The sequence below is a fragment of the Bacillus sp. J41TS8 genome (assembly GCF_018333035.1).
GTDB lineage: Bacteria > Bacillota > Bacilli > Bacillales > Bacillaceae > Bacillus > Bacillus paralicheniformis.
Genome location: NZ_BORF01000012.1, coordinates 94,152 through 118,583, shown reverse-complemented (window position 1 = coordinate 118,583; position 24,432 = coordinate 94,152). Strand labels below are relative to the sequence as shown.

Annotated in this window: 23 protein-coding genes, 5 pseudogenes and 1 riboswitch; of the genes and pseudogenes, 14 read left to right on the top strand and 14 right to left on the bottom strand. The window is 41.0% G+C overall.

Annotation, left to right across the window (positions count from 1 at the left end; all coding sequences use genetic code 11):
* The first annotated feature begins 9 nt into the window (after nt 1–9).
* The 10 genes from KI350_RS16385 (at nt 10) to KI350_RS16340 (ending at nt 8,046) form a co-directional block, all read left to right on the top strand.
* Nucleotides 10–804 carry an MBL fold metallo-hydrolase gene (locus tag KI350_RS16385; protein WP_003177960.1) on the top strand — a complete coding sequence of 265 codons (795 nt, stop codon included), beginning with the start codon at nt 10–12 and terminating at the stop codon, nt 802–804.
* Nucleotides 805–886: 82 nt separating this feature from the next.
* The gene (locus KI350_RS16380) at nt 887–2,098 is read left to right on the top strand and encodes a S1C family serine protease (RefSeq protein ID WP_026580409.1); all 1,212 of its coding nucleotides are present in this window, start codon (nt 887–889) and stop codon (nt 2,096–2,098) included.
* Nucleotides 2,099–2,386: 288 nt separating this feature from the next.
* Complete coding sequence (locus tag KI350_RS16375; protein ID WP_043054529.1) at nt 2,387–3,238, top strand: SAM hydrolase/SAM-dependent halogenase family protein; 852 nt, start codon at nt 2,387–2,389, stop codon at nt 3,236–3,238.
* A gap of 252 nt (nt 3,239–3,490) precedes the next feature.
* Nucleotides 3,491–3,961 carry a hypothetical protein gene (locus KI350_RS16370; protein WP_020453614.1) on the top strand — a complete coding sequence of 157 codons (471 nt, stop codon included), beginning with the start codon at nt 3,491–3,493 and terminating at the stop codon, nt 3,959–3,961.
* Nucleotides 3,962–3,991: 30 nt separating this feature from the next.
* Nucleotides 3,992–4,510, top strand: a complete 519-nt coding sequence (locus KI350_RS16365) for a GNAT family N-acetyltransferase (protein ID WP_043054528.1) — start codon at nt 3,992–3,994, stop codon at nt 4,508–4,510.
* 429 nt (nt 4,511–4,939) lie between these two features.
* Complete coding sequence (locus tag KI350_RS16360) at nt 4,940–5,422, top strand: DUF4234 domain-containing protein (RefSeq protein ID WP_043054527.1); 483 nt, start codon at nt 4,940–4,942, stop codon at nt 5,420–5,422.
* A gap of 199 nt (nt 5,423–5,621) precedes the next feature.
* Complete coding sequence (locus tag KI350_RS16355) at nt 5,622–5,780, top strand: CxxH/CxxC protein (RefSeq protein WP_003177948.1); 159 nt, start codon at nt 5,622–5,624, stop codon at nt 5,778–5,780.
* An 80-nt stretch (nt 5,781–5,860) separates the two neighbouring features.
* Nucleotides 5,861–6,340 (top strand): 23S rRNA (pseudouridine(1915)-N(3))-methyltransferase RlmH, encoded by a 480-nt coding sequence (gene rlmH / locus KI350_RS16350; protein WP_043054526.1) that lies wholly within the window; start codon nt 5,861–5,863, stop codon nt 6,338–6,340.
* 203 nt (nt 6,341–6,543) lie between these two features.
* Nucleotides 6,544–7,785 carry a P-loop ATPase, Sll1717 family gene (locus tag KI350_RS16345; protein WP_212930537.1) on the top strand — a complete coding sequence of 414 codons (1,242 nt, stop codon included), beginning with the start codon at nt 6,544–6,546 and terminating at the stop codon, nt 7,783–7,785.
* A 24-nt stretch (nt 7,786–7,809) separates the two neighbouring features.
* Nucleotides 7,810–8,046: a hypothetical protein gene (locus KI350_RS16340; RefSeq protein ID WP_212930536.1), complete on the top strand. Its 237-nt coding sequence runs from the start codon at nt 7,810–7,812 to the stop codon at nt 8,044–8,046.
* A 391-nt stretch (nt 8,047–8,437) separates the two neighbouring features.
* Here the strand turns inward: KI350_RS16340 and KI350_RS16335 are convergent, their stop codons facing one another.
* From KI350_RS16335 to KI350_RS16295, 9 genes are all read right to left on the bottom strand, one after another.
* Nucleotides 8,438–9,040 (bottom strand): response regulator transcription factor, encoded by a 603-nt coding sequence (locus KI350_RS16335; protein ID WP_043054524.1) that lies wholly within the window; start codon nt 9,038–9,040, stop codon nt 8,438–8,440.
* Complete coding sequence (locus KI350_RS16330) at nt 9,037–10,176, bottom strand: sensor histidine kinase (RefSeq protein WP_035338104.1); 1,140 nt, start codon at nt 10,174–10,176, stop codon at nt 9,037–9,039. The genes KI350_RS16335 and KI350_RS16330 overlap by 4 nt, the downstream gene beginning before the upstream one ends.
* 6 nt (nt 10,177–10,182) lie before the next feature.
* Nucleotides 10,183–10,920, bottom strand: coding sequence for an ABC transporter permease (locus KI350_RS16325; protein WP_026580403.1), 738 nt, complete (start codon nt 10,918–10,920; stop codon nt 10,183–10,185).
* Nucleotides 10,917–11,819: an ABC transporter ATP-binding protein gene (locus KI350_RS16320; protein WP_023856829.1), complete on the bottom strand. Its 903-nt coding sequence runs from the start codon at nt 11,817–11,819 to the stop codon at nt 10,917–10,919. The genes KI350_RS16325 and KI350_RS16320 overlap by 4 nt, the downstream gene beginning before the upstream one ends.
* 259 nt (nt 11,820–12,078) lie before the next feature.
* Nucleotides 12,079–12,390: a nucleotide pyrophosphohydrolase gene (locus KI350_RS16315; protein ID WP_023856830.1), complete on the bottom strand. Its 312-nt coding sequence runs from the start codon at nt 12,388–12,390 to the stop codon at nt 12,079–12,081.
* On the bottom strand, nt 12,387–14,030 hold the full coding sequence (locus tag KI350_RS16310; protein WP_025810507.1) for a DUF2075 domain-containing protein: 1,644 nt from the start codon (nt 14,028–14,030) through the stop codon (nt 12,387–12,389). The genes KI350_RS16315 and KI350_RS16310 overlap by 4 nt, the downstream gene beginning before the upstream one ends.
* Nucleotides 14,031–14,532: 502 nt before the next feature.
* Nucleotides 14,533–15,537 carry a FecCD family ABC transporter permease gene (locus KI350_RS16305; protein WP_025810508.1) on the bottom strand — a complete coding sequence of 335 codons (1,005 nt, stop codon included), beginning with the start codon at nt 15,535–15,537 and terminating at the stop codon, nt 14,533–14,535.
* On the bottom strand, nt 15,534–16,544 hold the full coding sequence (locus KI350_RS16300; protein ID WP_025810509.1) for a FecCD family ABC transporter permease: 1,011 nt from the start codon (nt 16,542–16,544) through the stop codon (nt 15,534–15,536). The genes KI350_RS16305 and KI350_RS16300 overlap by 4 nt, the downstream gene beginning before the upstream one ends.
* Before the next feature lie 84 nt (nt 16,545–16,628).
* Nucleotides 16,629–17,549, bottom strand: coding sequence for an iron-hydroxamate ABC transporter substrate-binding protein (locus KI350_RS16295; RefSeq protein WP_041817479.1), 921 nt, complete (start codon nt 17,547–17,549; stop codon nt 16,629–16,631).
* Between the two features lie 555 nt (nt 17,550–18,104).
* On the opposite strand from KI350_RS16295, the pseudogene KI350_RS23435 reads away from it, so the two are divergent.
* The 3 pseudogenes from KI350_RS23435 to KI350_RS16285 all read left to right on the top strand — a co-directional run.
* Nucleotides 18,105–18,311: pseudogene (locus tag KI350_RS23435) on the top strand (thioredoxin reductase); the annotation flags it as partial.
* Nucleotides 18,310–18,453: pseudogene (locus KI350_RS23085) on the top strand (NAD(P)H-dependent oxidoreductase); the annotation flags it as partial. The pseudogenes KI350_RS23435 and KI350_RS23085, both read left to right, overlap by 2 nt.
* Nucleotides 18,444–18,755 (top strand): annotated as a pseudogene (locus tag KI350_RS16285) (sensor histidine kinase); the annotation flags it as partial. The pseudogenes KI350_RS23085 and KI350_RS16285, both read left to right, overlap by 10 nt.
* Nucleotides 18,756–18,782: 27 nt before the next feature.
* Here KI350_RS16285 and KI350_RS16280 read toward each other — a convergent pair.
* From KI350_RS16280 to KI350_RS16265, 5 genes and pseudogenes are all read right to left on the bottom strand, one after another.
* A pseudogene (locus tag KI350_RS16280) lies at nt 18,783–19,228 on the bottom strand (FAD-dependent oxidoreductase); the annotation flags it as partial.
* 109 nt (nt 19,229–19,337) lie between these two features.
* Nucleotides 19,338–21,263: a fructose-1,6-bisphosphatase gene (gene fbp / locus KI350_RS16275; protein ID WP_025810513.1), complete on the bottom strand. Its 1,926-nt coding sequence runs from the start codon at nt 21,261–21,263 to the stop codon at nt 19,338–19,340.
* 499 nt (nt 21,264–21,762) lie between these two features.
* Nucleotides 21,763–21,855: pseudogene (locus tag KI350_RS23430) on the bottom strand (hypothetical protein); the annotation flags it as partial.
* A 213-nt stretch (nt 21,856–22,068) separates the two neighbouring features.
* Nucleotides 22,069–22,533 carry a phage tail protein gene (locus KI350_RS16270; protein WP_065643471.1) on the bottom strand — a complete coding sequence of 155 codons (465 nt, stop codon included), beginning with the start codon at nt 22,531–22,533 and terminating at the stop codon, nt 22,069–22,071.
* 21 nt (nt 22,534–22,554) lie between these two features.
* Entirely contained in the window at nt 22,555–23,040 is a 486-nt protein-coding gene (locus KI350_RS16265) for a GyrI-like domain-containing protein (RefSeq protein WP_065643472.1), read from the bottom strand.
* A 109-nt stretch (nt 23,041–23,149) separates the two neighbouring features.
* Here KI350_RS16265 and KI350_RS16260 point away from each other — a divergent pair, with 109 nt between their 5' ends.
* A complete protein-coding gene (locus tag KI350_RS16260) occupies nt 23,150–24,112 on the top strand; it encodes a helix-turn-helix transcriptional regulator (protein ID WP_065643473.1) in 963 nt (320 codons plus the stop codon).
* A 237-nt stretch (nt 24,113–24,349) separates the two neighbouring features.
* Nucleotides 24,350–24,429, top strand: a riboswitch (glycine riboswitch).
* Nucleotides 24,430–24,432 lie beyond the last annotated feature (3 nt).

Sequence of the window (24,432 nt, the reverse complement as noted above, 5' to 3'; positions counted from 1 at the left end):
TGAGAAACCATGAGCCTGCAATTTAGCGTACTTGCGAGCGGGAGTACCGGTAATGCTTTATATTTGGAAACCGATGACCACGCTTTTTTAGTTGACGCAGGACTTAGCGGGAAGGCGATGGAAGGGCTGATGGCGCAAATTGATCGAAAGCTTGATCAGCTTGACGGCATTTTTGTTACGCATGAGCACAGTGATCATATAAAAGGACTTGGTGTGCTGGCAAGAAAATATGAGCTGCCCGTTTACGCCAATGAAAAAACGTGGAAGGCGATGGAAGGGCATATCGGCAAAATGGATAACGGCCAAAAATTCGTGTTTCCAATGGAAACCGTCAAATCGTTCGGCTCCCTCGATGTCGAATCGTTTGGCGTATCCCACGACGCCGCAGAGCCGATGTTTTATGTTTTTCATTACAATGGCCGAAAGCTCGCTTTGATTACGGATACGGGCTATGTCAGCGACAGAATGAAAGGCATTATCCGCTCGGCAAACGCTTTTGTTTTTGAAAGCAATCATGATGTCGGCATGCTGCAAATGGGCCGCTATCCGTGGAACATCAAGCGCCGGATCTTAAGCGACGTCGGACATGTATCCAATGAGGACGCAGCACTCGCAATGACTGATGTAATCGGTGATGAGACATCGAGAATTTATTTGGCTCATTTAAGCCAGGACAACAACATGAAAGAGCTGGCGAGAATGTCCGTCCAGCAAACGTTGGCTGCCAAAGGATTTGCAGCGGGAGAAACGTTTGACTTATATGATACCGATCCTAAGAAACCGACACCTCTTGTAGCGGTGTAAATTTTACTGATTGAATGATTAATCTGCGGGCAGATGATCCACACTATATACATATATCGTTCCTTGAAAGGATTTGAATATAGTGGAGTTTAATCATGATGAGGAAAAATTCGTTCGGGAAAAGCCGGTGAGAAATTGGAGAAGCTTTTTGTTTTCAAGCCTGGTCGGCGCCGTTATCGGCGCTCTTTTAACAGTGTTTGCCCTGCCGTATCTCTCGCAGCAGGGATGGCTGCCGTACAATCTGCAAGTCATTGAAGCGCGCGGAGGTCAAGGAGCTCAGCAGGGCGGTGCGGTCCGCAATGTATCCGTCAACGTGAACAATGAAGTCACACAAGTGGTCTCTAAGGTTTCTGATTCTGTTGTCGGCGTTATCAACATCCAAAAAACCGGTGTATGGGATGGAGACAGCGAAGCGGGAACAGGCTCGGGCGTTATTTATAAAAAGGACGGCAAAACATCCCACATTGTGACCAACCACCATGTCATTGAAGGGGCATCCCAAATTGAAGTCAGTCTGAATGACGGAACGCGGATTCCGGCAAAACTGATCGGCAGTGATAAACTGATGGATCTGGCCGTCCTGCAAGTCAGCAGCAATAAAATAAAAGCGGCTGCTGAATTCGGAGATTCTGATAAAGTGAAGACAGGCGAGCCTGTCATCGCGATTGGAAACCCGCTCGGCCTGCAGTTTTCAGGGTCTGTTACACAAGGAATCATCTCAGGAACCGAACGCGCTGTTCCGGTCGATTCAAACGGAGACGGACAGCCGGACTGGAATGCCGAAGTATTGCAGACGGATGCTGCCATTAACCCGGGCAACAGCGGAGGCGGACTGTTTAATATTGATGGAAAAGTCATCGGCATTAATTCGATGAAAATCGCTGAATCAGCCGTCGAAGGCATCGGTCTGAGCATCCCTGCCAACCTTGCCATTCCGGTTATCGAAGATTTGGAAACGTACGGAGAAGTAAGACGGCCGTATTTCGGAATTGAGATGAAATCACTTGGCGATATTGCAAGCTACCACTGGCAGGAAACGCTTAAACTGCCGAAAGACGTAACATCAGGGGTTGTTGTAATGGGCGTTCAGCCGGTGTCTCCTGCAGGCAGAGCCGGTTTGAAAGAGCTTGATGTCATCGTCGAATTCAACGGTGACCGCGTTTACGATATCGTTGATCTGCGTAAAAAGCTTTACACCAAAAACGTCGGCGATAAGGTGAAAATCAAATACCTGCGGGGCGGAAAAGAAAGAACAACAGAAGTAAAGCTGTCACGATCCAAATTGGGAAGCTGATAAAGACAGTCTGGCCGGTACGGCCGGGCTGTTTTTTTATTATGCCAAGTCTGAGGAATGATCGTCAAAAGTCAAAAATGGGATAGTTAGAGAGGAAAATAAGACTTTCCGGATGAATAATCGGGTTTTTAGGGTGTGAAATCGAGGTTTTTGCTTCAATAAAAATGAGAGTTTCTAAAAAATGGACAAAACATCATATTGCGTTTCAATTTCGCGTACGATATGATGATTTAAACATTTTGGCAAAGGCAGATTCACTGCGAAAATCAGGGCGGAAAGGGAGATAGGATGAGTCAGCATGCACTTGTATTACAATCTGATTTTGGCCTTGATGACGGGGCGGTAAATGCGATGTACGGTGTGGCTTATTCAGTTGACAGTTCACTCCGGATTTTTGATTTGACGCACAACATTCCCGTTTTTCACATTTGGGAGGCTTCCTATCGGCTGCTGCAGTCCGTTTCTTATTGGCCTGAAGGCACTGTCTTCGTGTCTGTCGTCGATCCAGGTGTCGGTTCGGAACGCCGCAGCGTCGCAGTCAGAACCTCTTCCGATCAATATATCATCACACCGGACAACGGAACACTCACCCATATCAGCCGGCAGAATGGGATTGTCGAAGTGCGCTATCTTGATGAAGCGCAAAACAGGCTTCCGAGATCAGGCGAATCACATACTTTCCATGGACGCGACATTTACGCTTACACCGGGGCAAGACTGGCAGCCGGGATTCTCAGCTTCGACCGGATCGGTCCTGAAGTTTCAACAGATTCCATCGTCAAACTTCCGGTCATGGAAGCTTATATCGAAAATGATTGGATAACCGGAACGATCGACATTTTAGATATCCGGTTTGGAAACCTTTGGACAAATATCAGCCGTAAACTGTTCAAGTCACTTGACGTTCAATACGGAGATCCTGTGGAAGTGGTTATCAAACACGAGGACACCAAAGTCTATCAGCAAACGATGGCTTTTGGACGGTCGTTTGCTGATATGCCGGTCGGTAAGCCGGTTGTTTATATCAATTCATTAGACCGCCTGGGTATTGCCCTCAATCAAGGATCCTTTGCCAAAACACACCATATTGGCACCGGCATCAACTGGCAGATTTCTCTTCAAAAAAGTATACAGCGGTAAACAAAAGAGCCTGAATTCCAATCAGGCTCTTTGTTTTTTGTTTCATTCTTATGACATAAAAACGGTTGTCACACATTTTTCAGCTAATCGAGAAGGCGGCAATCCTTTTTAAAAAATAGTACATTTGTCATATTGGTACCTAAGTCATATTGTCTAAAAGCGGAGAAAAGAATATATTGAGGGGGTGTGCCGCTGCTATGAAAAAATTCATTCAATTCATTTGTTTGGAAAACGAGTGTCCGGAGGAATGATATGAACGACAATGTGCAGACTGCGTTGAAAACGCTGTCTAATGTAAAGAGCAGAAGTATCGTGTCCGTTTTTGTGCTATGTCTGATCACACTGGGGGTTTACATACCATACTGGTTTCTATCCAGGAAAAAAAGCTTCGATTTGCTGCCTTATCATGATATTCCCTACACCACGTTAAAAGCTATCATATTTTATCATTTATTTTCGATTCCAATTAGAATATCAGCAAAAATCGCTTTTCCTGACATGCATTACAGCCTTTATATGCTGCTCGACCGCGTGATTTTGATTCTGTCCGCAGGTGTTTTGATTTACTGCGCACTGGTGGTGACCGCTTCATTAAACAAGCTCTCAGGCAAAGAACCTGCGAATGGATCCATTTTTGCGTTCCTTTTGAATGTCATTTACATTCAGCACAGAATCAATAAACTTTCCGAGCCGAAAAGCGAATGGCTGAGCAAAGCATCATGATCAATAAACAAGGAAGTGAAGCACAATTTGATGTTGAAATCAAAAATTAAAATTGACTTAAACAAACCGAGAAAAAAACCGGCAATCCGTTTAATGCCAATGACGGAAGAAGACTTTAAGACATACCATGCCTATTCCATCCAGCATTACGCCATGGAGAAAGTAAAAGCGGGCACATGGACAGTGGCGGAAGCGATGGAGAAAGCAGAAGAGCAATTTGCAGCTCTTTTGCCAAACGGCATTGAAACGAACAACCATCATCTATGGTCAATCAAGGAAGACAGCGAGGATGCCGCAGGCTGGCTTTGGCTCTACGCTGACCCGCACCATCCTCAAAAGGAAGCATTTATTTACGATTTCGGGCTTTATGAAGCGTATCGAGGGCAGGGAATCGGCCAGCAGGCTTTAGCCGTCTTAGAAGAAGAGGCAAAGCAATTAGGAGTCCAAAAGCTGTCCCTGCATGTATTCGCCCATAATAAAAAGGCGAAGCGGCTTTATGAAAAAATGAATTTTGAGACGACGGATTTGCATATGAGCAAGAGGCTGTAAGATCAAGGCTGTGAAGCTTTGATCTTTTTTCATGTCCAATGTTCCACATGAAACACAGTATGTCATTATTCCTATTTGAGAGAGGTGGGAAATAAAGAAAAAAAGACAAAATGATTCGAATGAACCCCTTTATGTTACGCAATGACAGATTGCATATTACAAAGGTAAAAATATGACGAATAATGTCCTATTGATTGTCGAATTTCTGCAGGTGAACACGAAATAAGGATTAGGTAAAATGATATAGTTTTTTTATTCAGGTCAAAAAAAAGAATCCATATACCTAAGAAAATCCCAATTTGACACTTCAATGGATTTTGATTTATTGCATTCAATATAGTACATTTTGATATGGAAAGTGGAAAAGTATAGATGACAAGGATAAAAAGACCTGGAAGAACAGTTTTAAGGAAAGAAGAGTGTTTCAGCATGAGTAAGGAATTAGAAGAATTTCCGAAAATAAAAGCCATATATGCGGTGTTATTAACAATCATAACGTCTGGCATATACATCCCGTACTGGTTTCTTTCAAGAAGAAAGAATTTAGAACGATGCCAAATTAAGCTCCCCTATGTCGCCATTAAAGTGACGCTGCTGCTAAGCGTCTTTTCAATTTTGGAGCCTTTTTGGACTTTTTACTCAATCACATTTCAAAGAGAAGAGTTGCTGCCATACAGCAACAGCATTTTGCTTCTCCCGCTGCGCCCCGGACACAGCTTCCTCCCGCAGCTCTCATTTCTCCTTTTTTGGACGATAAATCTAGTTAGTGCATTTAAGGTTAGAAAATCGTTTATGAGGTTGTCTAAAAAGCCGGTTAACGGGTTTTGGACTTTCATTCTTAACGTTTCATATTTGCAGCATATCACGAATCAGCATTCTTTAGTTGTTCAGGAAAAAAGAGAAGTAGTATAAAAAAAGATTAGAGCATCAGCGAGGGTAGCTGGTGTTTTTTATTTAGGGAAAACAGAGTTATCCAGAGGAATATAAAAAGCTTGTGGATAACCGCGCGAAGTCATGCTAAAACCTACTAACATGTGCATAAATAGGGTATATTGAATAAGGAGCTTTTTTTATAAAAGAGCCCAATGATACAGATATTGGAGGGACTTTTATGAAGTCTTGCGAAGAGCATATTGAAACCGTCATTGACATGTATGTGGATGAAGAAGAATTGGCCCCTGAAATCAGAAAAATCGAACATACACACAGTTTATCCACAACCTGTGAATTGTGCGATAAGCCTGCAGTATATATAGTGGGGAACGAATGATCGGACACTAAATACACAACCTTTATCCACAATTGTGGATAATGCATCTGAATAACTTGTTCTTAAAGTGGGGATGACCTGTGAATATATCAATCGTAGCAATCGGAAAACTAAAAGAAAAATATTTAAAACAAGGAATTGACGAATACATCAAACGGCTTTCGGCATACGCAAAAGTCGACATCATCGAACTGCCGGACGAAAAAGCGCCGGAAAATTTAAGTGACCAGGACATGAAAATCGTCAAAGACAAAGAAGGCGAACGAATCCTCTCCAAAATCAGCCCCGACGCCCACGTCATCGCCTTGGCAATCGAAGGAAAAATGAAAAGTTCGGAAGAATTAGCCGATAATATGGATAGACTCGCCACATATGGAAAGAGCAAGGTAACCTTCCTCATCGGCGGCTCACTCGGCTTGAGCGACGCCGTCCTGAAGCGCGCAGATGAAAAGCTGTCGTTTTCAAGGATGACGTTCCCGCATCAGCTGATGAGGCTGATTTTGCTGGAACAGGTTTATCGGGCGTTTCGGATTAATCGGGGGGAGCCTTATCATAAATAGACAGGATTTTTAACAATATAAAGGGAAGTAATCATCATATCTATTACTTCCTTTCCTTTTATGTAAATAAGAGACTTCCATTTGCCAAAGAGTAGTTTCTTCTCTTTAGCAATGATATAATAGAGGTGAGAAAGTCAATTAAGTTAGGTTTTCACAAATTAATATTGTATATAAAATTTTTTGTCAATGAGGTGTTTTATACATTGATCGACTTTTCAGACTTCTACAAAAAATATAACTTAAAAAGTTATCCATTTGATAAATACACAAGTGAAAAAGAAGTGGAATTTAGCTCAAAATTATTTGTTAAACAGGCTGATTATTCATTAATTAAAGACACTTTCGATAGAGGTGAAACATTAACCTTAATTGGAAATAGAGGAACAGGTAAAACAGCAGTTTTAATGGAGTTGGATAGATCGATTTTAGATCGTTCGAAAAAACTAATTTGTTATATAGATAATTTTGAAGAAATTAAATTTAAAAAATCGACGACTGAAATAAACGAATCCGAATATTATTATTTAATTGCAAAAAAGATTACTATACAACTTGTAGAAAATACTATAGCTAAAAAGAAAGCAATAAGAAAATTAAGCGAAGATGACAAAATATTCTTTTCATATTTAATTTCAGAATTCTTAGATGAAGTAACAAAAGAAAGAATAGTTGAAAAAATAGAAAATATTCAACTCAGCTTTTTGAAAAAATTAGCCAATAAATTCAGTAAAATAATACACTTATTTGCGAATTATGGTGTAGAAGCAGCAACAAGTTCCTTAAATGCAATAATTACCGCCCACTATCCTAAGTTACCACAAATTAACGAAAAACAAATGAAAAATATTTTTCCGTATTTAGAATTCCAAGTTGAAAAAAATTTCAATAATATTGAAAAAGGATTTAGTTTTTTGAAAAGAGTTTGTAAGTTAGTGAACAAAATAGGATTTGATAGAATAATAGTTTTTTTGGATAAGTTGGATGAGGACACTAGATTTGAGAGTGATGCACAAGAAATCGCAAATTTTATAAAGCCCTTGTTGAGTAGCAGTAACTTACAAGAAAACAAGGATATACAATTAGTAACTTCTGTTTGGAAAATACCTTTTAATTATATCAAACACGCGGTTAGAACACAGAAATATAAATTTTATGATCTTGAATGGAAAGATGAAGAGCTTGTTCATGTTTTTAATAAAAGAATTGAAGTATTTACAGATGGTAATCCAATAAAATTTGAGGATTTTTTTGAAGATGTTGAAATAACTCCTGAAATTAAAGAATTGTCAAATAAAAACCCTAGGGATTTATGGCATATATTCAATTATATGTTAAGAGAGCAATTTTTAAATAATTGGCATGAAAATAAATTAGAAAATAAAAATATTGAATTAGCAATGGAAAAATACGTTAAAGAATTTAATTACTTTGAATATTATCCATGAGTTAAAAATGCAAGATCTAATTCTATGGATATATATAAGTATTCTAATCACTTAATAAAATTAACTAGTGACGAATTTACAGCAAACCAGTTAAATTCTGAAGCTGGTACAGGAAGCTCAACGCAAAATTATATTACTAGTATGCAGAGAATAGGTTTAGTAAAAGCATTGGATAGAAAGAGAGCAGGAGGAACCTTATATAAGATAATAGACCCTAAGATTAGATATGCTCGTAAATATAAGCTTAAACTAGAAAAATGAAATTTTCATAGTAAACTATATTTTTAGTCATAGTATAATATAACGGTGTTTATTTGTTATTATACTTTGATAATTACATCTTAGGAAAAAGTACTGGTTTTCCCCAGATACATATCGGATTAAATAATCTAATATTTTATAACAGCATTCGTACTCGATCTATAGTGATATACAATTATCTGTGAGGTTGCCTGTGGGAATAAGTAAGAGTTGCACTTCATTTCATCGTGTTAATTTTACTGTGATTCTCTAATGAGTTTAATTCTTTTATCCATTCATATTTACGGAGGAGTTCGATCCATTTTATTCAATAAAGAAACAGTTAAACACTAGGGGAAGGATTAATCAATTACTGATCAATCCTCTCTCTTGTTGTGTAGAAAGACTACACTCAAATCCACCCCTCCCCCTCAGCAACCTTCGCCGCCTCCGTCCGGTTCTTCGCACCAAGCTTATGCATAATCTCAGAAATATAGTTCCGGACGGTGCCTGCTGACAAAAATAACTCGGCGGCAATTTCTTTCGTCGTCATTCCTAAAGCCGCCAATCGCAGGATTTCCTGCTCGCGTTCGGATAGCGGGTTTACCTTGCGGATGGCATCAAAGGTGAGTTCCGGGCTGAAGATTCGCTTGCCTTCCGTGCATTTTCGGATGGCGTCTGCGAGGTCGTCGATTTCTCCGTCTTTGAGCAGGTAGCCGTGGACATTGCTTTTGACGGCGCGCTCGAAGTAGCCGGGGCGGGCAAATGTTGTTAATATGATAACCTTACTTTTTGAGCCTCGTTTCATCAGCTCTTCTGCCACTTCTAAGCCGCTTTTGACGGGCATTTCGATATCCATGAGGCAGACGTCCGGTTCTAGTTTGAGAATGGCGGTGAGCGCTTCTTCGCCGTTTGTCGCCTGGCCGATCACTTCCATGTCTTCTTCAAGATCAAGCAAGGCCCCCAGCGCGCTTAACAGCATTCTTTGGTCTTCGGCAATAAATAAACGAATCATTGGATTGTTTCCTTTCGTTCAGCTTTCTTTACAATCGGAACGGTGATGTTTAAAACTGTACCGTTATGGGTTGAAACGTCGAGAGCGCCGTCGATTAATGCAAGTCTTTCTTTCATTCCGCGCAAGCCGTTACCAAATGGTGTTTGCTGATCCATCCCCATTCCGTCGTCTTTGATGGTAATGCTTATTTTATCATCTGTTTGAGAGATGGAAATGGTGCAATGGGTGGCGCGGCTGTGTTTGACGATATTTGTGGCGGCTTCGCGTATACCCATGCTGACAATGTTTTGTGTGACAGGAGAGATATTTGAAAAATCGGAACCTCCCATGTATTCGAATGTGATGTCTGCAGCCCGCAGGATTTGCTGGATGTGGATGAGCTCTTCTGCGATCGTTGCCGTTTTCATATCAGACACGAGTTCCCGGACTTGTTTTAAAGCTGCTCTTGATGTGGTTTCCATTTCTCTTGCTTCTTTTCGCGCCCGTTCGGGGTCGCTGGCGATGGTACGCTGGACAAGCTGGCTTTTTAATGTCAGCAGTGAGAGAGTATGGCCAAGTGTATCATGCAGATCACGGGCAATTCGTACACGCTCCTCGCGTTTGACCAGTTCCTTAATTTGCTGATTTGCCTCATCAAGCTCTTGTTCCAGTTCCATGCGGCGGTTCATGGAGCGGATGCCGTATGGTGAAATGAGCATAATCACAAGAAAGGGCAGAAAATAAAAGAGCCGATTTAGCAGGGATGGATCTTTCAGCAGATGATAGATAAAAGGGGCGACCAATACAACAACCAGGCTGGCAAGCCCGCGCCGAAATATCTTTTTTTCCCTGTAATAGCCGATGAAGTTCGCTGAAAAAAAGCCTAAAAAGACTAAATTGATATCATAAAATACAGTGTAGATCAAAATGATCGAAAGCTGGATGGCCAGCCAATAAGTAAATAATTTTTTTTGCGGCGAAATAAAAAAAAGCTGGCGGTACGTCACTAAGAAAAGCAGCACGAGTCCAAAACCGATCAGCTGTTTGATCCCCGAGGTCTGATTCGTCAAATAAGAAATAGGCAGCAGTAAATAGATTAAAAAGATATAGGGAAAAAAGCCGTACCGTTTTGGAAACATGCTGAAGTTTTTTTTCATTCTTGTTCACACCGCTTCTTGTTTTCTTCTTATATATTTAGATAGTAGCATAACAACGATTGAATAGACTAATAGAAAGAGAATACTTTTCCAGTTTGGCATTTGACCTTGAGCGATTTCCCAGGCACCGCTGCCATAATGATAGGACGGCAACCAATAGCCGATATTCTGCATCATTTTTGGCATAATTTCAAGCGGCATCCACATCCCTCCGCATACAGCGAGCCCCATATACAACACATTGCTGATTCCGGCTGCTGTATCCACCTTTTTCATCATCCCGATCAATGTCCCAATCGCCAGGAAGGGGAGCGAGCCCAGCAGGGCCCACAATCCGCACAGGAACCATTCCAACGGGGATAAAGAAACGTCGTTAATCAAGGCGCCGGCTAAGAAGATGACTGTAATCGAAAGAATATGAATGACGCTTTGCCCCGCCATTTGAGCGATAAAATAAATATGGTCGGGAAGAGGCGTTACACGTATGAACGTCGACCATCCTTGGGTCCGTTCTTGAACCATGCGGATGCCAAGCGTCATGATCGAAGAGCCCATGATGCTGAATGTTGTCATTGACATTAAATAATGCGCATTCCAAGCCGCAGGGTCCGGAGCATTCGTATTGACGACATTTGTAAAAATATAATAAAAAGCAATCGGCATGGCCAATGACCAAAAGACAAAATATCGGTTTCGAAGCATTCTTTTGATTTCCATTCTGCATTGCATCTGAAATACATTCATTTTACATCGTCTCCTTTGCCTGTCAGCTGGCGAAACGCCTCTTCAAGGTTTCCGCGTTCAATTTGAATATCATAAGCGCCGATCTTTTCTGCGAAAATGAGTTCCAATATTTTGTCAGTATTAACCGTGTCGATGTAAACCCGGTTGTTTTTACGAAAAATCTGTTTGATTTCCGGGTGCTGATACAGCTTTTCAAGCGACTGTTCGGGATCGACTATAAATGAAACTGAATGCTTCGATATTCTTGATTTTATTTGGAGCGGCGTCCCGTCAGCTACTATGCTGCCGTCTTTAAACAGCAAGATTCGTTGCGCGGCATCATCTGCTTCCTGTAAGTAGTGTGTAGAAAAAATGATCGTTTTTCCTTGCTCTGCGAGCGTTTGAACCGTTTGCCAAAAGCGGTTTCTTGAAGTGATATCCATTCCGACCGTGGGTTCGTCAAAGATCATCAGTTCTGGATCGCCGGCAAGCGCCAAGGCAAAGCCGAGACGCCGCTTTTGCCCACCTGACAATTTTTCCGCCTGTGTTTTTAAATCCTTGTCTGTCAAACCTGTCAACGCTCTAAGCTTTTGAAAGGATAGAGGCTTTGGGTAGTAGCTCCTAACGAGTTCGATGATTTCACCTGCACGCAAACCAGGCATGACGCTGACTTCCTGCAGCATCGTGCCGATTTTTTCACGCACCCGTTTTTCATGCGGCATGGAACCGAATAATGTGATATTGCCTGCCGTCGGTTTTAACAGCCCCAATATCATAGAAATCGTTGTTGTTTTCCCGGCGCCGTTTGGCCCTAGAATGGCTATAATTTCTCCTTTTTTAATTGAAAAATCTATCTGATTAACCGCCGTTTTTTGGCGGAATGTCTTTGTCACATTCGTCAAGCTCACAACATCGCTCATGGCTTACAGACCACCTCCTGATTTACTCATTCCATTGTATAAGCTGAGGGAGGCGGATTTTAGTAAGTGATGTCATGAAAATCGGGTGACAAATGTCATTTTTTTAAACAATGTGCAGAAGGAATCGAAGGTGTAAAGCAAATGAAGTAGGGGGGATTACGGTAAGTAAACGAGCAGAGCGCCATCATCAACGCATCATGGAGATAGAGAGAGCGGTCTTTAATTGTGAAAGAAGCTCTCTCTACTTAAAAGGAGAGTCTTAGCCATTATGATTAACCGGATACTTCCTCCCGTTCTTCACAATCTTCTCTTCTACAATCTCTTTCACGTCCAGTCCAAGATCGTTACATAACATGAATGAGTAGATTAAAACATCTGCGATTTCTTCACGGATGTTTTCTTTATTTGCTTTGAGTGCTTCTTCACTGCTGATCCATTGGAAGTCTTCGAGCAGCTCGGCTGCTTCGATGGAGATTGAGATGGCGAGGTCTTTTGGGTTATGGTATTGTCTCCAGTTTCGTTCATCTCTGAATTCGTTGATTGCGTTGATTAGGTTTTGGATATCACTCATGATGATTTTCCCCTTTCTAACTCGAGTAGTCTTTTTCTTAATTTAGGGTCTGTCGCATAAATATAGAGGCCGTGAATGCCCCGTTTCATCAGGACATTTATTGAATTTAAGATAATTTGTTCTTTAACTTGTTCATTCTGTTCTGGCGACAAATCTGTACGAGAAATGAATGCCCCTGTATCTTTGTATTTGGAAGTATTAATTACCAGTTCGTCGTTGTCTTCATCATAGCTTACGGAAGGGCCGAGAACGACGCCGACGTAATTTAAATCAAACCCTTGAACAGTATAAATGGAGCCGACTTCTTTAATTGAAGTCGGATTTTCGGCCCATGTCACTTTATCCTGGGTGCTGTTCCAGGGCATGTTAATCCCTTCTTCATCAACGATGTACGTCTTTTTATCTTTTTTATGTAAATAATCAAATGTCGAGACAATCCGAGAGAGCCCGTCTTTGTTGTTTTTACTTTCAATGGCTTTCTTAAACGCAGCAGCATCATCGAATATTTTTAGCTCGAAGGAGGAGTCTTCAGTCGGCAAAGAAAGAATTTTCTTTTCAACAAAGCTGTCAATCCACTTCATCGTTTCTGGATTGGCATTCATTCTCATTTGGTCTGTAAGTTTCACAGTTTTCGCATCATACTGATTGATGATTTCTTCGAGCAATCTATCGTTCCAATAACTTTTAATCTTTAAGACTTGTTTTGGATCAAAGATCACAACAGTGATTTTACTTCGCTTAATGATCTCATCCAGCTGGTTTTGGTAGCGGAAATTGTTATAGGAATCTTCCTTTGTCAGAAGCAGATGAGCTTCGTCTACTAATACGATATCCGCTGTTGCTCCCGTCTTGGTTTTCTCATTAATAAATGTTGTCGGCTTCATGAAACTCTTTTTCTTTAAATTCGGTAAGCTGTTGGCGATGCTTTTATAGGTTTTCAGCATTTCGCTATGATTCACCAGCAAGTAATTATCTGTTTCTTCCAAAAAAGAGTCTTCGCTCTTAGCTAAATCTTGAATTGTATTAAACAGGGAGCTTAACAGGACACTTTTCCCTGTGCCGGCGTCTCCTTCAATAACAATGACATGATTTCCTTCTTTTTGTATATGTTCTTTACAGAAATCAAGGATCTTCTTTTTAATATCAAGCTGCTGAGGCGAGAGCTCTTTATAAGGAGATAATTTATAAATGTCTTTATTCCTAAGGTTTTCAAGAGAATCGCCCACAATTTTCTCTTTTCTCAGCTTCTCCCAAATGACTTGAAAGATATTTTCATTATAAAAGGGTTTCTGATAGTAATTGTGCATTTCCCTAGACCTGGTCTGGCTCACATTTTGCAGCTGATAGCGGTTATCGGCTATAAAATAGTTAATTAAATTTGATTCAATATTGTATGTCGCAGACTGATGAAATTTCTCATGCCCGATTAATATAAAGCGATTCAATTTCTTTCGCTTTTCATCATCTATATGATTCTTCAAACGCCGTGCAGCTTGAACCGTTTGCCCAATATATGCAGTCGGTTTCTTTTTCTCATTATAAAGGATGTACACAATCGGATAGTTATTTATATGCATTGCTTTTACAACATTGACATGATCTGAAGTAAATTCTCTCTTTTCAAACACAAGTTCATTCATTGTTTCAGCCTCTGAATCTCTTTTTTTAAAATAATAGTACCATATTTATGGCAGCCTATTGATATAAGTATGCAAATATTTTCCGGAGAAAGAGTCAGAAAAAGCGGCGTTCGGTTGTCACGGACTCTACGATGACAAGGAAGCAGCTATAACAAAGCAGTTTTTTGTTGAAATAAAACCGTAGCAAGCCTCGATAGAAGGTGGCTGTTAATCAGATCAGAACGGCATTGGATCAAAGAATTAAACATGACCGTGAGCTGCGGAAGAAGTGTTGCTAGAACAATTTATCATGATATGGAGAAATCAGGTGGGGAGCGTATCATAAGTAAATGAGGTTTTTTTAGATTTTCACTCTAATAGATAAAAGAGGTCGTCTGAAAAGAGAAAACGCCTTCCTTTCATACCACCTCTGCAAAATGGACTACCAAAGGGTTTGATTTAATGGGTCCATTTTGAAATGAATTTTTGGAGACTCATTGGAACAGCCTCGTTTTTATGGATTTTACTTTTTCAATAGCAAATAAATAAAATAAGGTGCCCCGATTAATGAGACCATGATTCCAGCCGGTATAGTGGTTTCAATGATATTACGTCCGATTGTGTCGGCGAATAATAAGAACCAACCGCCAAGTAGAATAGCAACAGGGATAAATAGTTGATTTCTGGGTCCTACTAAAGTTTTGGCGATATGTGGGGCCATTAATCCGATAAAGGAAATACCTCCTGTGACAGAAACGGCAGCAGCCGCTAATGCGACAGCTGTTAAAAGTAAAACGATCCGCTCCCTTTCAATGGAAACCCCAACGCCAATGGTTACAGGCTCGCTTAATCCTAATAGATTTAGTCGATTTGCTTTGTACAAAGTAAACGGAATCAAGATGACTAACCAAGGCAGGAGCGCTCCAACGAATGGCCAATCTGTACCCCAAATATTCCCTGCCAGCCATTTGGCGATGAAATCAACTTTTGTCCGTTCAGTAGAAGAAATAATGACAATCATCGCTCCGGAAAGTGCAGTTGAGAATCCGACCCCGATGAGGACTAAGCCTATAGGCTGCATACCACTATTTTTGTTATAGGCTAACAGATAAATGAAGAAGCCCGTTATAATCGCTCCTATAAAGCCAACAATTGGAATCATATAAACAAATGATCCAGCTTCAGTCGGGAAAAATAAAAAGAAAACGGCAATGGCAACCCCAGCACCGGAATTAATCCCAATAATGCCTGGATCAGCTAAATCATTTTTTGTGATTCCTTGCAAAATAGCACCTGATATAGCAAGTGCCATCCCAGCTAATAAAGTAATCAATATTCGAGGCAATCGAATAGAATAAAATATAAATTCCTCTTTAAAGGTTCCTTGACCTAATAGAGTGTGGATGAGTCTGTCAAAAGATAAACTAGCAGACCCTATTCCCATCCCAATAATAGCTGTAGCTATGATGAGTATGAGAGAAATCGATAAAATCATTCGCTGTTTTTTAATTAATGTTGAATGTATCATGAGAGTGTTTTTCCTCCCTTTCGGACAATGATCAGGAAGAACGGTAAACCAAGCATAGCGACAATGGCTATAACAGGTGTTTCATATGGTGCATTTAAGGTACGGCCAAGTGTATCAGCAAATAGCATAAAAGTAGCTCCGCAAGTTGCAGACATTGGTAAAATAAAACGATAATCGGTTCCAACAATTGCCCGAACAATATGAGGAATCATAAGACCGATAAAGGTCATATTGCCAACCAGAGCAACAGATGCTCCCGCGAGAATGATAATGATAATAAATAGAAGGATTTTAATTCTGATGATATTTTGACCTAAGCCAACGGCAACTTCTTCATTTAAGCTGAGAATGGTAAGTTGTCTCGAGAGGAAAAAGGAAACAACAATTCCAATGATAATAAAAGGTACGATGATTCGCAGTTGATTCCAAGTTGTTCCAACCATCCCTCCTGCTGTCCACATCGAGATATCTTTAGAAATTTTAAAATAAAGGCCAATCCCTTCAGCAATGGCGTATAAAAAGGCGGAAACAGCAGAACCCGCTAATACAATACGGAAAGGAGAGAATCCGCCTTTTTTCATCGAACCGATTCCAAAAACCAACAAGGCACCGAGTGCGGCTCCAATAAAACAGGCAACCATCGTCAAAAAGTAATTGGCTGATGGAATGAAAGCGATCGTAACAGCCAATGCTGCATAAGCCCCGGCAGATAATCCTAGTAAACCTGGATCAGCAAGTGGGTTTCTTGTTATACCTTGCATGATTGCACCAGAGACAGCAAGAGCTGCGCCAACAAAAATCGCAGCTATTTCACGAGGTAACCGAATATCACGGATAATCGAAATATGATCGCCGGTTGCAGAAGACGAAAGAGCCAACCATACATCTTCAACTGAAACGTCTGCAGCTCCAAATACCATTGCCATAAAAAACATACCAATAAACACTAGAATTCCTAAGATGAGTTTGAAGGCAAATGAGGTAAAAGATTGAGTTTTTCTTATCATAAAGCTCATCATTTTCCTTTCTTAGAATGGGAAAGGGGCTGCCCTTTGGCCAACCCCTTTCAATAGACCTCTGCTTTTCTAGTCTTAGTTTCCTAGAAACGCTTTTTTAAAGAATGCTAGTTGCTTTTCAAGTGTGATTGGGTCAGTGAATGATGCGCCTTCACCTTGCATTTCAATGACATGTCCATTTTTGACAGCTGGAATGTTCTTGTATGTGTCTGTTTCTTGGAAAGATGTATTCGCATCAGAGTACTTACTTAAAATGACATAATCTCCCGCATATTTTGGAAGCACTTCAGCTGATAACGTATAATACCCTGCTTTTAATGCGTCTTTCTTTACTTTTTCAGGCATATTTAGTTTCATCGTTTGATATAAGATTTCTGTACCGCGCGCCCAGTTATTACCGTAAACATAAAGATCTTTCCCATATGCTTCAATAACAGATACAGTTGAATCCTTGCCGATTTTTGTGCGAATATCTTCACCGATTTCTTCTGCCCGCTGCTTAAAGTCGTCAACCCATGCTCGGGCTTCTTTTTCTTTGTTTAGTAGCTTGCCAATTTCCACGTGTTGAGTTAAATAATCTACTTTCCCCCATGTATAAGTAACAGTAGGTGCTATCTCATTTAATTTGTCTAAATTTTTAACCGTTGATAACGCGATGATTAAATCTGGCTCTAATTCAATAATTTTTTCTAGGTCATCTTCTGAAACTTCTTGAACATCTTTTAACTTTTCTTTAAAGGTTGGATTGTTTTTAGACCAAGTGTCTACACCGACAACGTTGACTCCTAAATCTAACACATTTCCGGTGTACCCTGAAAGCATAACAACTCTTTGCGGATCGGCTGGAACTTCGATTGGTCCTGTTTCCGCTTGGTATGTAATCGTTTTAGATTCTTTTTTTGCTGAGCCGCTATCCTTTGTTGCTGACTCTTCATTGCCGCATGCACTAATCATAAGCGTCAGCAGTAGCATAAACGGGATTAATAGTTTCTTCATGCTCATTTTCACCTCTTAATAAATTGTAAGTAACACACTTCGGTTTATTTGTTCTCGGGCCAATTTGAAAGACTTCCCGCAGTACTCGCCTCTTCACAAGCCCAGCTTCACGACTTCGCCGTCTTTAATGCAATGATATAATCCGAAAAAAACGAGCAGCTCGATGTAAATCATGTCCGTCTCCCGTACAAGCGCCATAGCAATTCCATTGGCGCTGACCTCAGGATATGGTTGTTCCTTTTTATCTGGAATCGTTACACAGAGACTTTTTACAATTAAACGTCCTCCAGAGCCAGTATTTAATTCTTCAGTAAATAGCTGAATGAACCGCAGAATGAAAATAAACGATAATGATTATCAATATCAACAATAAATATATATTTCATTTTTCAATATGTCAATGTAAAAATTATGTCCTTATCATAGTACCCTCATGAAAGTGAAAACTTTTAGAAAGAAAAAATTAATTATGATGAAAACAAGTTTAATAACTTATCATTGATAATCAATTACGAATGATGTTTGGGAGTGAACGGTGATGAATCAACAGGATGATATTCAACCTTTTATAGCGGGTTAAGAGAGATGAAGCTAATTGAATATTGGCCGAAACTTGGCGGGGAAATCCTTGTTTATTTGTAGAAAATAATTTGGGATGTTAATGGATTGACCGTTGATCCAACAGTGGGGTATTGAATGAAAAAATAGAATTGATACTCATTTTTTCTAAGTGCGACGTCAGGTCAAAATCATTATACAAGGAGGGCTTTTGAAAGGAAAGTCGGTCGTCTGTATTTCGACTATGAAAGGCCCTGAGAAGTACCCTTTATTTCTGTTGAATAACAGTCACAAAGTGTTGATGAAAAGAGCGGTGTTTCACTTTATAGGAATCAAGAAAATGCGGTTAGACATATACCCGGCGCTGGCGAGATTGTTGTTCAGTGTGATAAGGATCGTGACAACGTCATCTTCACGGTTCGAGATACTTGGCAGGGACTCTCCCCGGAGGAGCTTCGCCGTGTATTTGAGCCCTTGTATCGCGGGGAAGCATCAAGAAGCCGGTCGACCGGAGGAGCCGGGTTGGGGTTGACGATTTCACAAAGGATCATGAGACGGCACGGAGGCGATCTGACGGCGGGAAATGATCCTGAAGGAGGCGCGCTGCTGGAAGGATGGCTTCCCTTGGAAAGAGAAAAGCTATGCTGAAAACTCAGCAATAGCTTTTTTGATAGATTAGTTGCGAATCAGGTAATCAAACGCCCCTAATGCGGTATTTGCCCTCGATCCCATCGAAATAATGATTTGGTTGTACGGGCCGTCTGTGCAGTCGCCGGCCGCGAATAAGCCGGGGGTGCTTGTTTGCCGCGTTTATCGACTGCGATTTCGCCGATGCGGTTGCACTCGACTGATCCGTCTAACCACTCTGTGTTTGGCACGAGACCGATTTTGACGAAGACAGCTTGGAGTTCAACGTGTTGTTCTTCGCCTGTTTCACGATCCATGTAAGTGATGCCGTTTACGTTTAGGTCACCTGTAATTTCTTTCATTTGTACATGTTTCACTACAGTCGCGTTTGACAGGCTGTAGAGGCGTTTTTGCAGGACTTCCTCTGCTTTCAGCTCCGGTGCGAACTCAAGAACAGTGACATGGTTGACGATGCCTGCGAGATCAATCGCCGCTTACTTATCTATGAACGAGCAGAAAACCAGACCTTGTTAGCAATTTGCTGTACGAAGTGGAAAACCGTCAAAAAGAGCCCAGAGAATGATCCCTGAACTCCACATTTCCTCACTTCATATACCGATACTCCCGCAATCTCTCCAAAATAGCTACTTCCTTCAAGAGTTCCTCACCAACATTCGTTTCCTTTACTTTCTTCCGCTCAAGCTCTTTATCCACTAATCGCTTCACCGTTAAGACATCAGTTCCGGTGCTCAGCACTTCCGCCTTGGAATTAAAGTGTTTATGGGCGACGAGCTGCATGCCGTAGGAGTTGTATAACAGCGTGTAGCCGGCGATACCTGTTGTCGATTGGTAGGCTTTGGAGAAGCCGCCGTCGATGACGATCATTTTTCCGTTTGCTTTGATCGGATCTTCTCCTTCGATTTCTTTTACCGGTGTATGGCCGTTGATGATATGGCCATGATCCGGGTTGAGGCCGAATTCTTTCAGGATGTTTCGGCAGGTTGCCTCGTCTTCACGCAAATAGTAATACGGGTTTTTCTTCTCTTTATGTGTTTCCTTCTCTTTAATGAAATACCGCTCAAAGGTCGTCATAGCGCGTTTTCCAAAAAGGGAGGAGTGCTCGCCTGTCCATAAATACCAGACCATATCTGTCGCCAGATCATCGGTTTCTTCCGGGTGGGCAAACGCTTCCCGCAAGAATCGTTCAAATACATCAAGCAGCTCACGGCCCGCATACGGTTTATCCTCAATCATCATCGTTTCCATATTGCCGTTTTCATCAACTGGAATACAGCCGTGAATCAACAGGTTGCCGTTATATTTTAAATAAAGGCTGCCTTTTTTCATCATAAAATTCATATGGCGGCCCAACTTTTCGGAATGCTGGACAGAGAATAGCAGCTTGTCTATGACTTCTGCTTCTTCTTCTAATAGCTGATCTGGCTGCTCCGGATTCACTGTCGCAAAGCAGGTGTTTTCCAGCTGATATGTTTTTCCGTGCAGCGTGATTTCGTTTTTGTCGTAATCTATTTTCTCTAATAACAGCCGCTCTTCCATATTAAAGTTCGGCCGTCTCTTGATAATCGGGCTTTCAAGCTTGAATTGGATCATCGCAATCGCTTGATGAATTTTTGTGATTTGCTTAATCTCATCTTCCGGTCTGTTTTCGTCTGCTTTCGGACGGAAAGATGGGTTATCATCGTAATATTTTTCGGCAAGGTTCAAGAGCGGTCTCAGATTGATGCCGTACACGTCTTCAATAATATCCAAGTTGTCATAGCGGGCACAGATGCGGATAATATTTGCCAGGCATACTTTAGAGCCTGAATAAGCGCCTATCCAAAGGACATCGTGATTTCCCCACTGAATATCGACTGAATGATAGTTGATCAGTTCTTCCATAATCTGATCCGGCTGCGGTCCGCGGTCGTAAATATCGCCGACAACATGCAGATGGTCGACAACCAATCGCTGCGTGCTATATGCAAGACCGGTGATCAGCTTATCAGCTTGGCCAAGCGCAATGATCTGATCTACGATTTTGGAGTAATACTGTTCTTTGTTGGCAGACTCTTCTGTTTTATACAGCAGCTCCTCCGTAATATAAGCAAACTGAGAGGGCAGTGCTTTGCGTAATTTGGAGCGGGTATACTTGGAAGAGCAATAAGATACGAGCTTAATCATTCGATTAATCGTTTCTTTATACCAATCGTTTAACAATGCTTTCGTATCGTAATTATGTTTTATTAACTTCAGTTTGTCTTCCGGATAATACACTAATGCTGCTAATTCATCAATTTCTCTATCATAAATGACACCGCTGAAAATATCGCGTATCTTCTCTTTTACTCTTCCTGAACCATTCCGCAGCACGTGCTGGAATGCCTGGTATTCCCCGTGCAAATCACTGACAAAATGCTCGGTGCCTTTCGGCAGGTTCAGTATCGCTTTCAAATTAATGATTTCCGTTACCACTTTTGCTTCACAATCGTATTTTTGTGCGAGTAAATCTAAATATTTGGTTTCCAAAATCGTCCATCCCCTTTTTAGAATAGGAGCTGTCCCCCTATGTACGAGCATTTGCATGATAAGGTGATTTTAAAAGTATGACATTATTTTTAAATAATTGACCTTTATATGATAGTACCGCATAACTCCTTTTTGAGACAATCAAAACGAGGGAAAGAGGCGCTGAGATGTGCGGAGAGAAAGCTTGAGAAGGCTTCTTTAACATTAATCGGACACCGCATTTCAGAGTAACCCGGCTTTGGCTTGGTCATTTTTCTATCGCAGGATTGTCTCGTTTTCAGAAATGAGAGGAATGAAAACTCAATACGTAGCAAGCCATGATTACTGTGGGTCGTACTTATAGCAGGTGAAGCTTCTGAAGAGACCGCGGAAGGGTTTTACAATCTTAAGCAGTATTTGTCGTGCTGATGATTGTCAGCGGCACAAATATGATTTGTTATTCTTATGACCACGAGATTGGAGGACATCCGGTCTCTTTGTTATGGGGCTTTTTATCATCGTCAAGAACTTGACCACCGAAGCGTTCAGCGACAATCCCTGTGCGGATGCCTTTACGGGCAGGGTGGATAGCTGCATTTGCACCAGCCTTACCATAAGTCGTCAATAAGGTTTACGCTAAAAAAATAACAGCACCTTCAAATTTGATGGTGAGGTGCTGTTTTGTCATTTGAATGCATGAATGGTTGTTGTTTTTGCTTTGTGCTGAATTTGTTTTTTTGCTCAACCAAGTTTTTCTTATCCGAATAAAGAAAAAGAAGGATCAAATACGAAAAATGACTGAATTCCGGCACTTACGCTTTTTACTTTAATATTCTCCTTTAATGACAAAATAGGAGCCCCTAATGGTTCCAGCTAATTTAGACTTCTGCCTAGCAAACTTAAACTTCCCTTCTAACTCCTTTGGTACCTCCATCCCCTCAGAAAGCTTAAACCCAACGGCCCGCTTTTTAGGATCATCCACCGTATACATGACGTTGACTGCAAGACCATCCCCATAAAAAACATAGGCAATTTTGATATTTTCCACTTGAAAACGCGACGTTTCTAAAGGTTTGGCCGCAAACTCAATATCACGTTCTTCTTTCAAAATTCGGTTCACATAATCAAGGGTCTCGCAGGACTCGCTGGCTGGTACAACCGTAAATTCATGCTTGTATTTGTTCATAAAGTAACGGGCTTCATTAGCACGTAAACCAGCAAGTGCTTCTGCTGCAGGTGAAGCTTCTAATCCAACCGTAGAGACATTTTTAAAATCAACGATATAGGACAATTCCAGCGCTCCTTTATCTTTTTATTTCTTAACAACAGGAATCCACATTTCACCGAATACTAAGCCGTTTCGCTGCCCCATCTCAACCGTTGCATTCGGCCCGCCAACATAGGCAAAATTCTTTGCTTCCGGCAAGACTTGACCGAAGGCAATGCCAGTAAGCTTATTGCTCAACTCATCAGCCGTCTTCCCTTCCCCTTTAACAACCAGGTATTCCCCCTTAGGAAATTGGATAACTCTGGTTTCTCCTGCCACCGACGCCTCTGCCTCTGTCATCACGCCAGCATAATGCATCATCTTGTTGTTTACCGCTTCGTTCACGGCAAAAATATAGTCATTTGTAGCTATGGCTTTTAAAGTGTCAAGCCTTCCATCTTGTTTGACGGCCGCCCAAAAGTCTGCCTTTTCCTTATTTATGCCAGCAGAATCTGTGTAATCGCTCTCAAGCTCCGTTCCAATACCAAAAACTGTAAAGATGTCTTTTTCCTCCAGCGTGTAATTTTTCATATTCAAAACCTTCCTTTTTTTAAAATAATCAAATGATTTGTCTTTTCACTTGATGCGTTTATAATAACCTTAAATCATGTCAAAAAATGATACTGTTTAGGAGGCCCCGATGAAAAAAGTTGAACGGATTAATATCATCATGCGGTATATCAACAACCGCGCCCACTTTACAATTTCTGAAATCATGCAGGAATTTCACATCTCTCGTTCGACAGCTATCAGGGATATCAGGGAAATTGAAGCTATGGGGATGCCGCTTGTTGCTGAAGTTGGAAGGAGCGGGGGTTATTTTGTCATGAACCACTCTGTCCTGCCTGCTGTTCGCTTTACCGATCATGAGATTAAAGCTCTTTTTATCGCTTTTATGGCTACAAGAAATCAACAACTCCCTTATCTAAAGAGCCGTCAGTCTTTAGCTGAAAAATTACTGGGCCTTATCTCAGAAAACCAGCAAGAGGCCCTGGTTTTTTTAAATCGAATCTTGCTTTTTGAAGGGACAAACCCCAATAATCCCGACCTGCTTGAGCTTTCAGATCTCCCCCATCCCATGTTAGAAAAACTCATCCAGCTCCTTCTTTTGGATAGCTATTTATTGATTACCATCAAAGAAGAGAAGGTAATAAAGACTTATCCCATTTATCTTCTGCACCTTTATCATGAAAAAGGCCTTTGGCTGATTGAAGGCTTTGACTTAAAGGATGAAAGGAGGAGGATTTTCCCTGTGGACAATCTTACGAATGTCAAACCATACTCTGTGAAAAAAAGAATAAGTAAGAAAAAGATTTTAGAGAAACTAGGTAAGCAGGAAGAAGTAATCAACCTTGTCCTTGAACTTGGTCCACAGGCGATTGCCCAATTCAAAAAATATCATCCTTTAAAAATTTCAATTTCCTATACGAATCCTTATCAAACCGCAGCCATTCTAAAGACTTTTATCAATGTGAATCATTCCGAAGAATTGTCCGAAATAACAAATTGGCTGCTTTTCCTAGGTGAAGATATCAAGGTCAGGGAAGTACCAGAAGAAGTATTAGAAGGTTTACAAGAGAGATTATGCTTATTCTGCCCATGAGCAGTGCCAGTTAAACCCCAATTTTCGAAAGGATTCCGTAATAGAAGCTGATTTATAAACCAGGTGAAAATATTGTCGCTAGTATAGGTGAGTTTAAGAATACTAGCGTTAACTATAAATAGGACCATTGACAAATCACTCAACCTCTATTAAAATTAAAAGTTATCCGATAGTAATCATCTCTATCGAAAAACTCAATACATGCAAGCTATGATTGCTGTGGGTCGCACTACAGCAGGAGCAGCTTCTGGAGAGACCGCGGAATTCTGCGGCGCCGAAGGGTTCACAATCTCAGGCAAAAGGACAGAAGAGTACCGAAT

Coding starts and splice junctions, on each gene's coding strand:
- KI350_RS16385 (WP_003177960.1), top strand. CDS start 10: ATGAGCCTGCAATTTAGCGTACTTGCGAGCGGGAGTACCGGTAATGCT.
- KI350_RS16375 (WP_043054529.1), top strand. CDS start 2,387: ATGAGTCAGCATGCACTTGTATTACAATCTGATTTTGGCCTTGATGAC.
- KI350_RS16370 (WP_020453614.1), top strand. CDS start 3,491: ATGAACGACAATGTGCAGACTGCGTTGAAAACGCTGTCTAATGTAAAG.
- KI350_RS16365 (WP_043054528.1), top strand. CDS start 3,992: ATGTTGAAATCAAAAATTAAAATTGACTTAAACAAACCGAGAAAAAAA.
- KI350_RS16360 (WP_043054527.1), top strand. CDS start 4,940: ATGAGTAAGGAATTAGAAGAATTTCCGAAAATAAAAGCCATATATGCG.
- KI350_RS16355 (WP_003177948.1), top strand. CDS start 5,622: ATGAAGTCTTGCGAAGAGCATATTGAAACCGTCATTGACATGTATGTG.
- KI350_RS16340 (WP_212930536.1), top strand. CDS start 7,810: ATGGATATATATAAGTATTCTAATCACTTAATAAAATTAACTAGTGAC.
- KI350_RS16335 (WP_043054524.1), bottom strand. CDS start 9,040: ATGATTCGTTTATTTATTGCCGAAGACCAAAGAATGCTGTTAAGCGCG.
- KI350_RS16330 (WP_035338104.1), bottom strand. CDS start 10,176: ATGAAAAAAAACTTCAGCATGTTTCCAAAACGGTACGGCTTTTTTCCC.
- KI350_RS16325 (WP_026580403.1), bottom strand. CDS start 10,920: ATGAATGTATTTCAGATGCAATGCAGAATGGAAATCAAAAGAATGCTT.
- KI350_RS16320 (WP_023856829.1), bottom strand. CDS start 11,819: ATGAGCGATGTTGTGAGCTTGACGAATGTGACAAAGACATTCCGCCAA.
- KI350_RS16315 (WP_023856830.1), bottom strand. CDS start 12,390: ATGAGTGATATCCAAAACCTAATCAACGCAATCAACGAATTCAGAGAT.
- KI350_RS16310 (WP_025810507.1), bottom strand. CDS start 14,030: ATGAATGAACTTGTGTTTGAAAAGAGAGAATTTACTTCAGATCATGTC.
- KI350_RS16305 (WP_025810508.1), bottom strand. CDS start 15,537: ATGATACATTCAACATTAATTAAAAAACAGCGAATGATTTTATCGATT.
- KI350_RS16300 (WP_025810509.1), bottom strand. CDS start 16,544: ATGATAAGAAAAACTCAATCTTTTACCTCATTTGCCTTCAAACTCATC.
- KI350_RS16295 (WP_041817479.1), bottom strand. CDS start 17,549: ATGAAGAAACTATTAATCCCGTTTATGCTACTGCTGACGCTTATGATT.
- KI350_RS16265 (WP_065643472.1), bottom strand. CDS start 23,040: ATGAAAAATTACACGCTGGAGGAAAAAGACATCTTTACAGTTTTTGGT.
- KI350_RS16260 (WP_065643473.1), top strand. CDS start 23,150: ATGAAAAAAGTTGAACGGATTAATATCATCATGCGGTATATCAACAAC.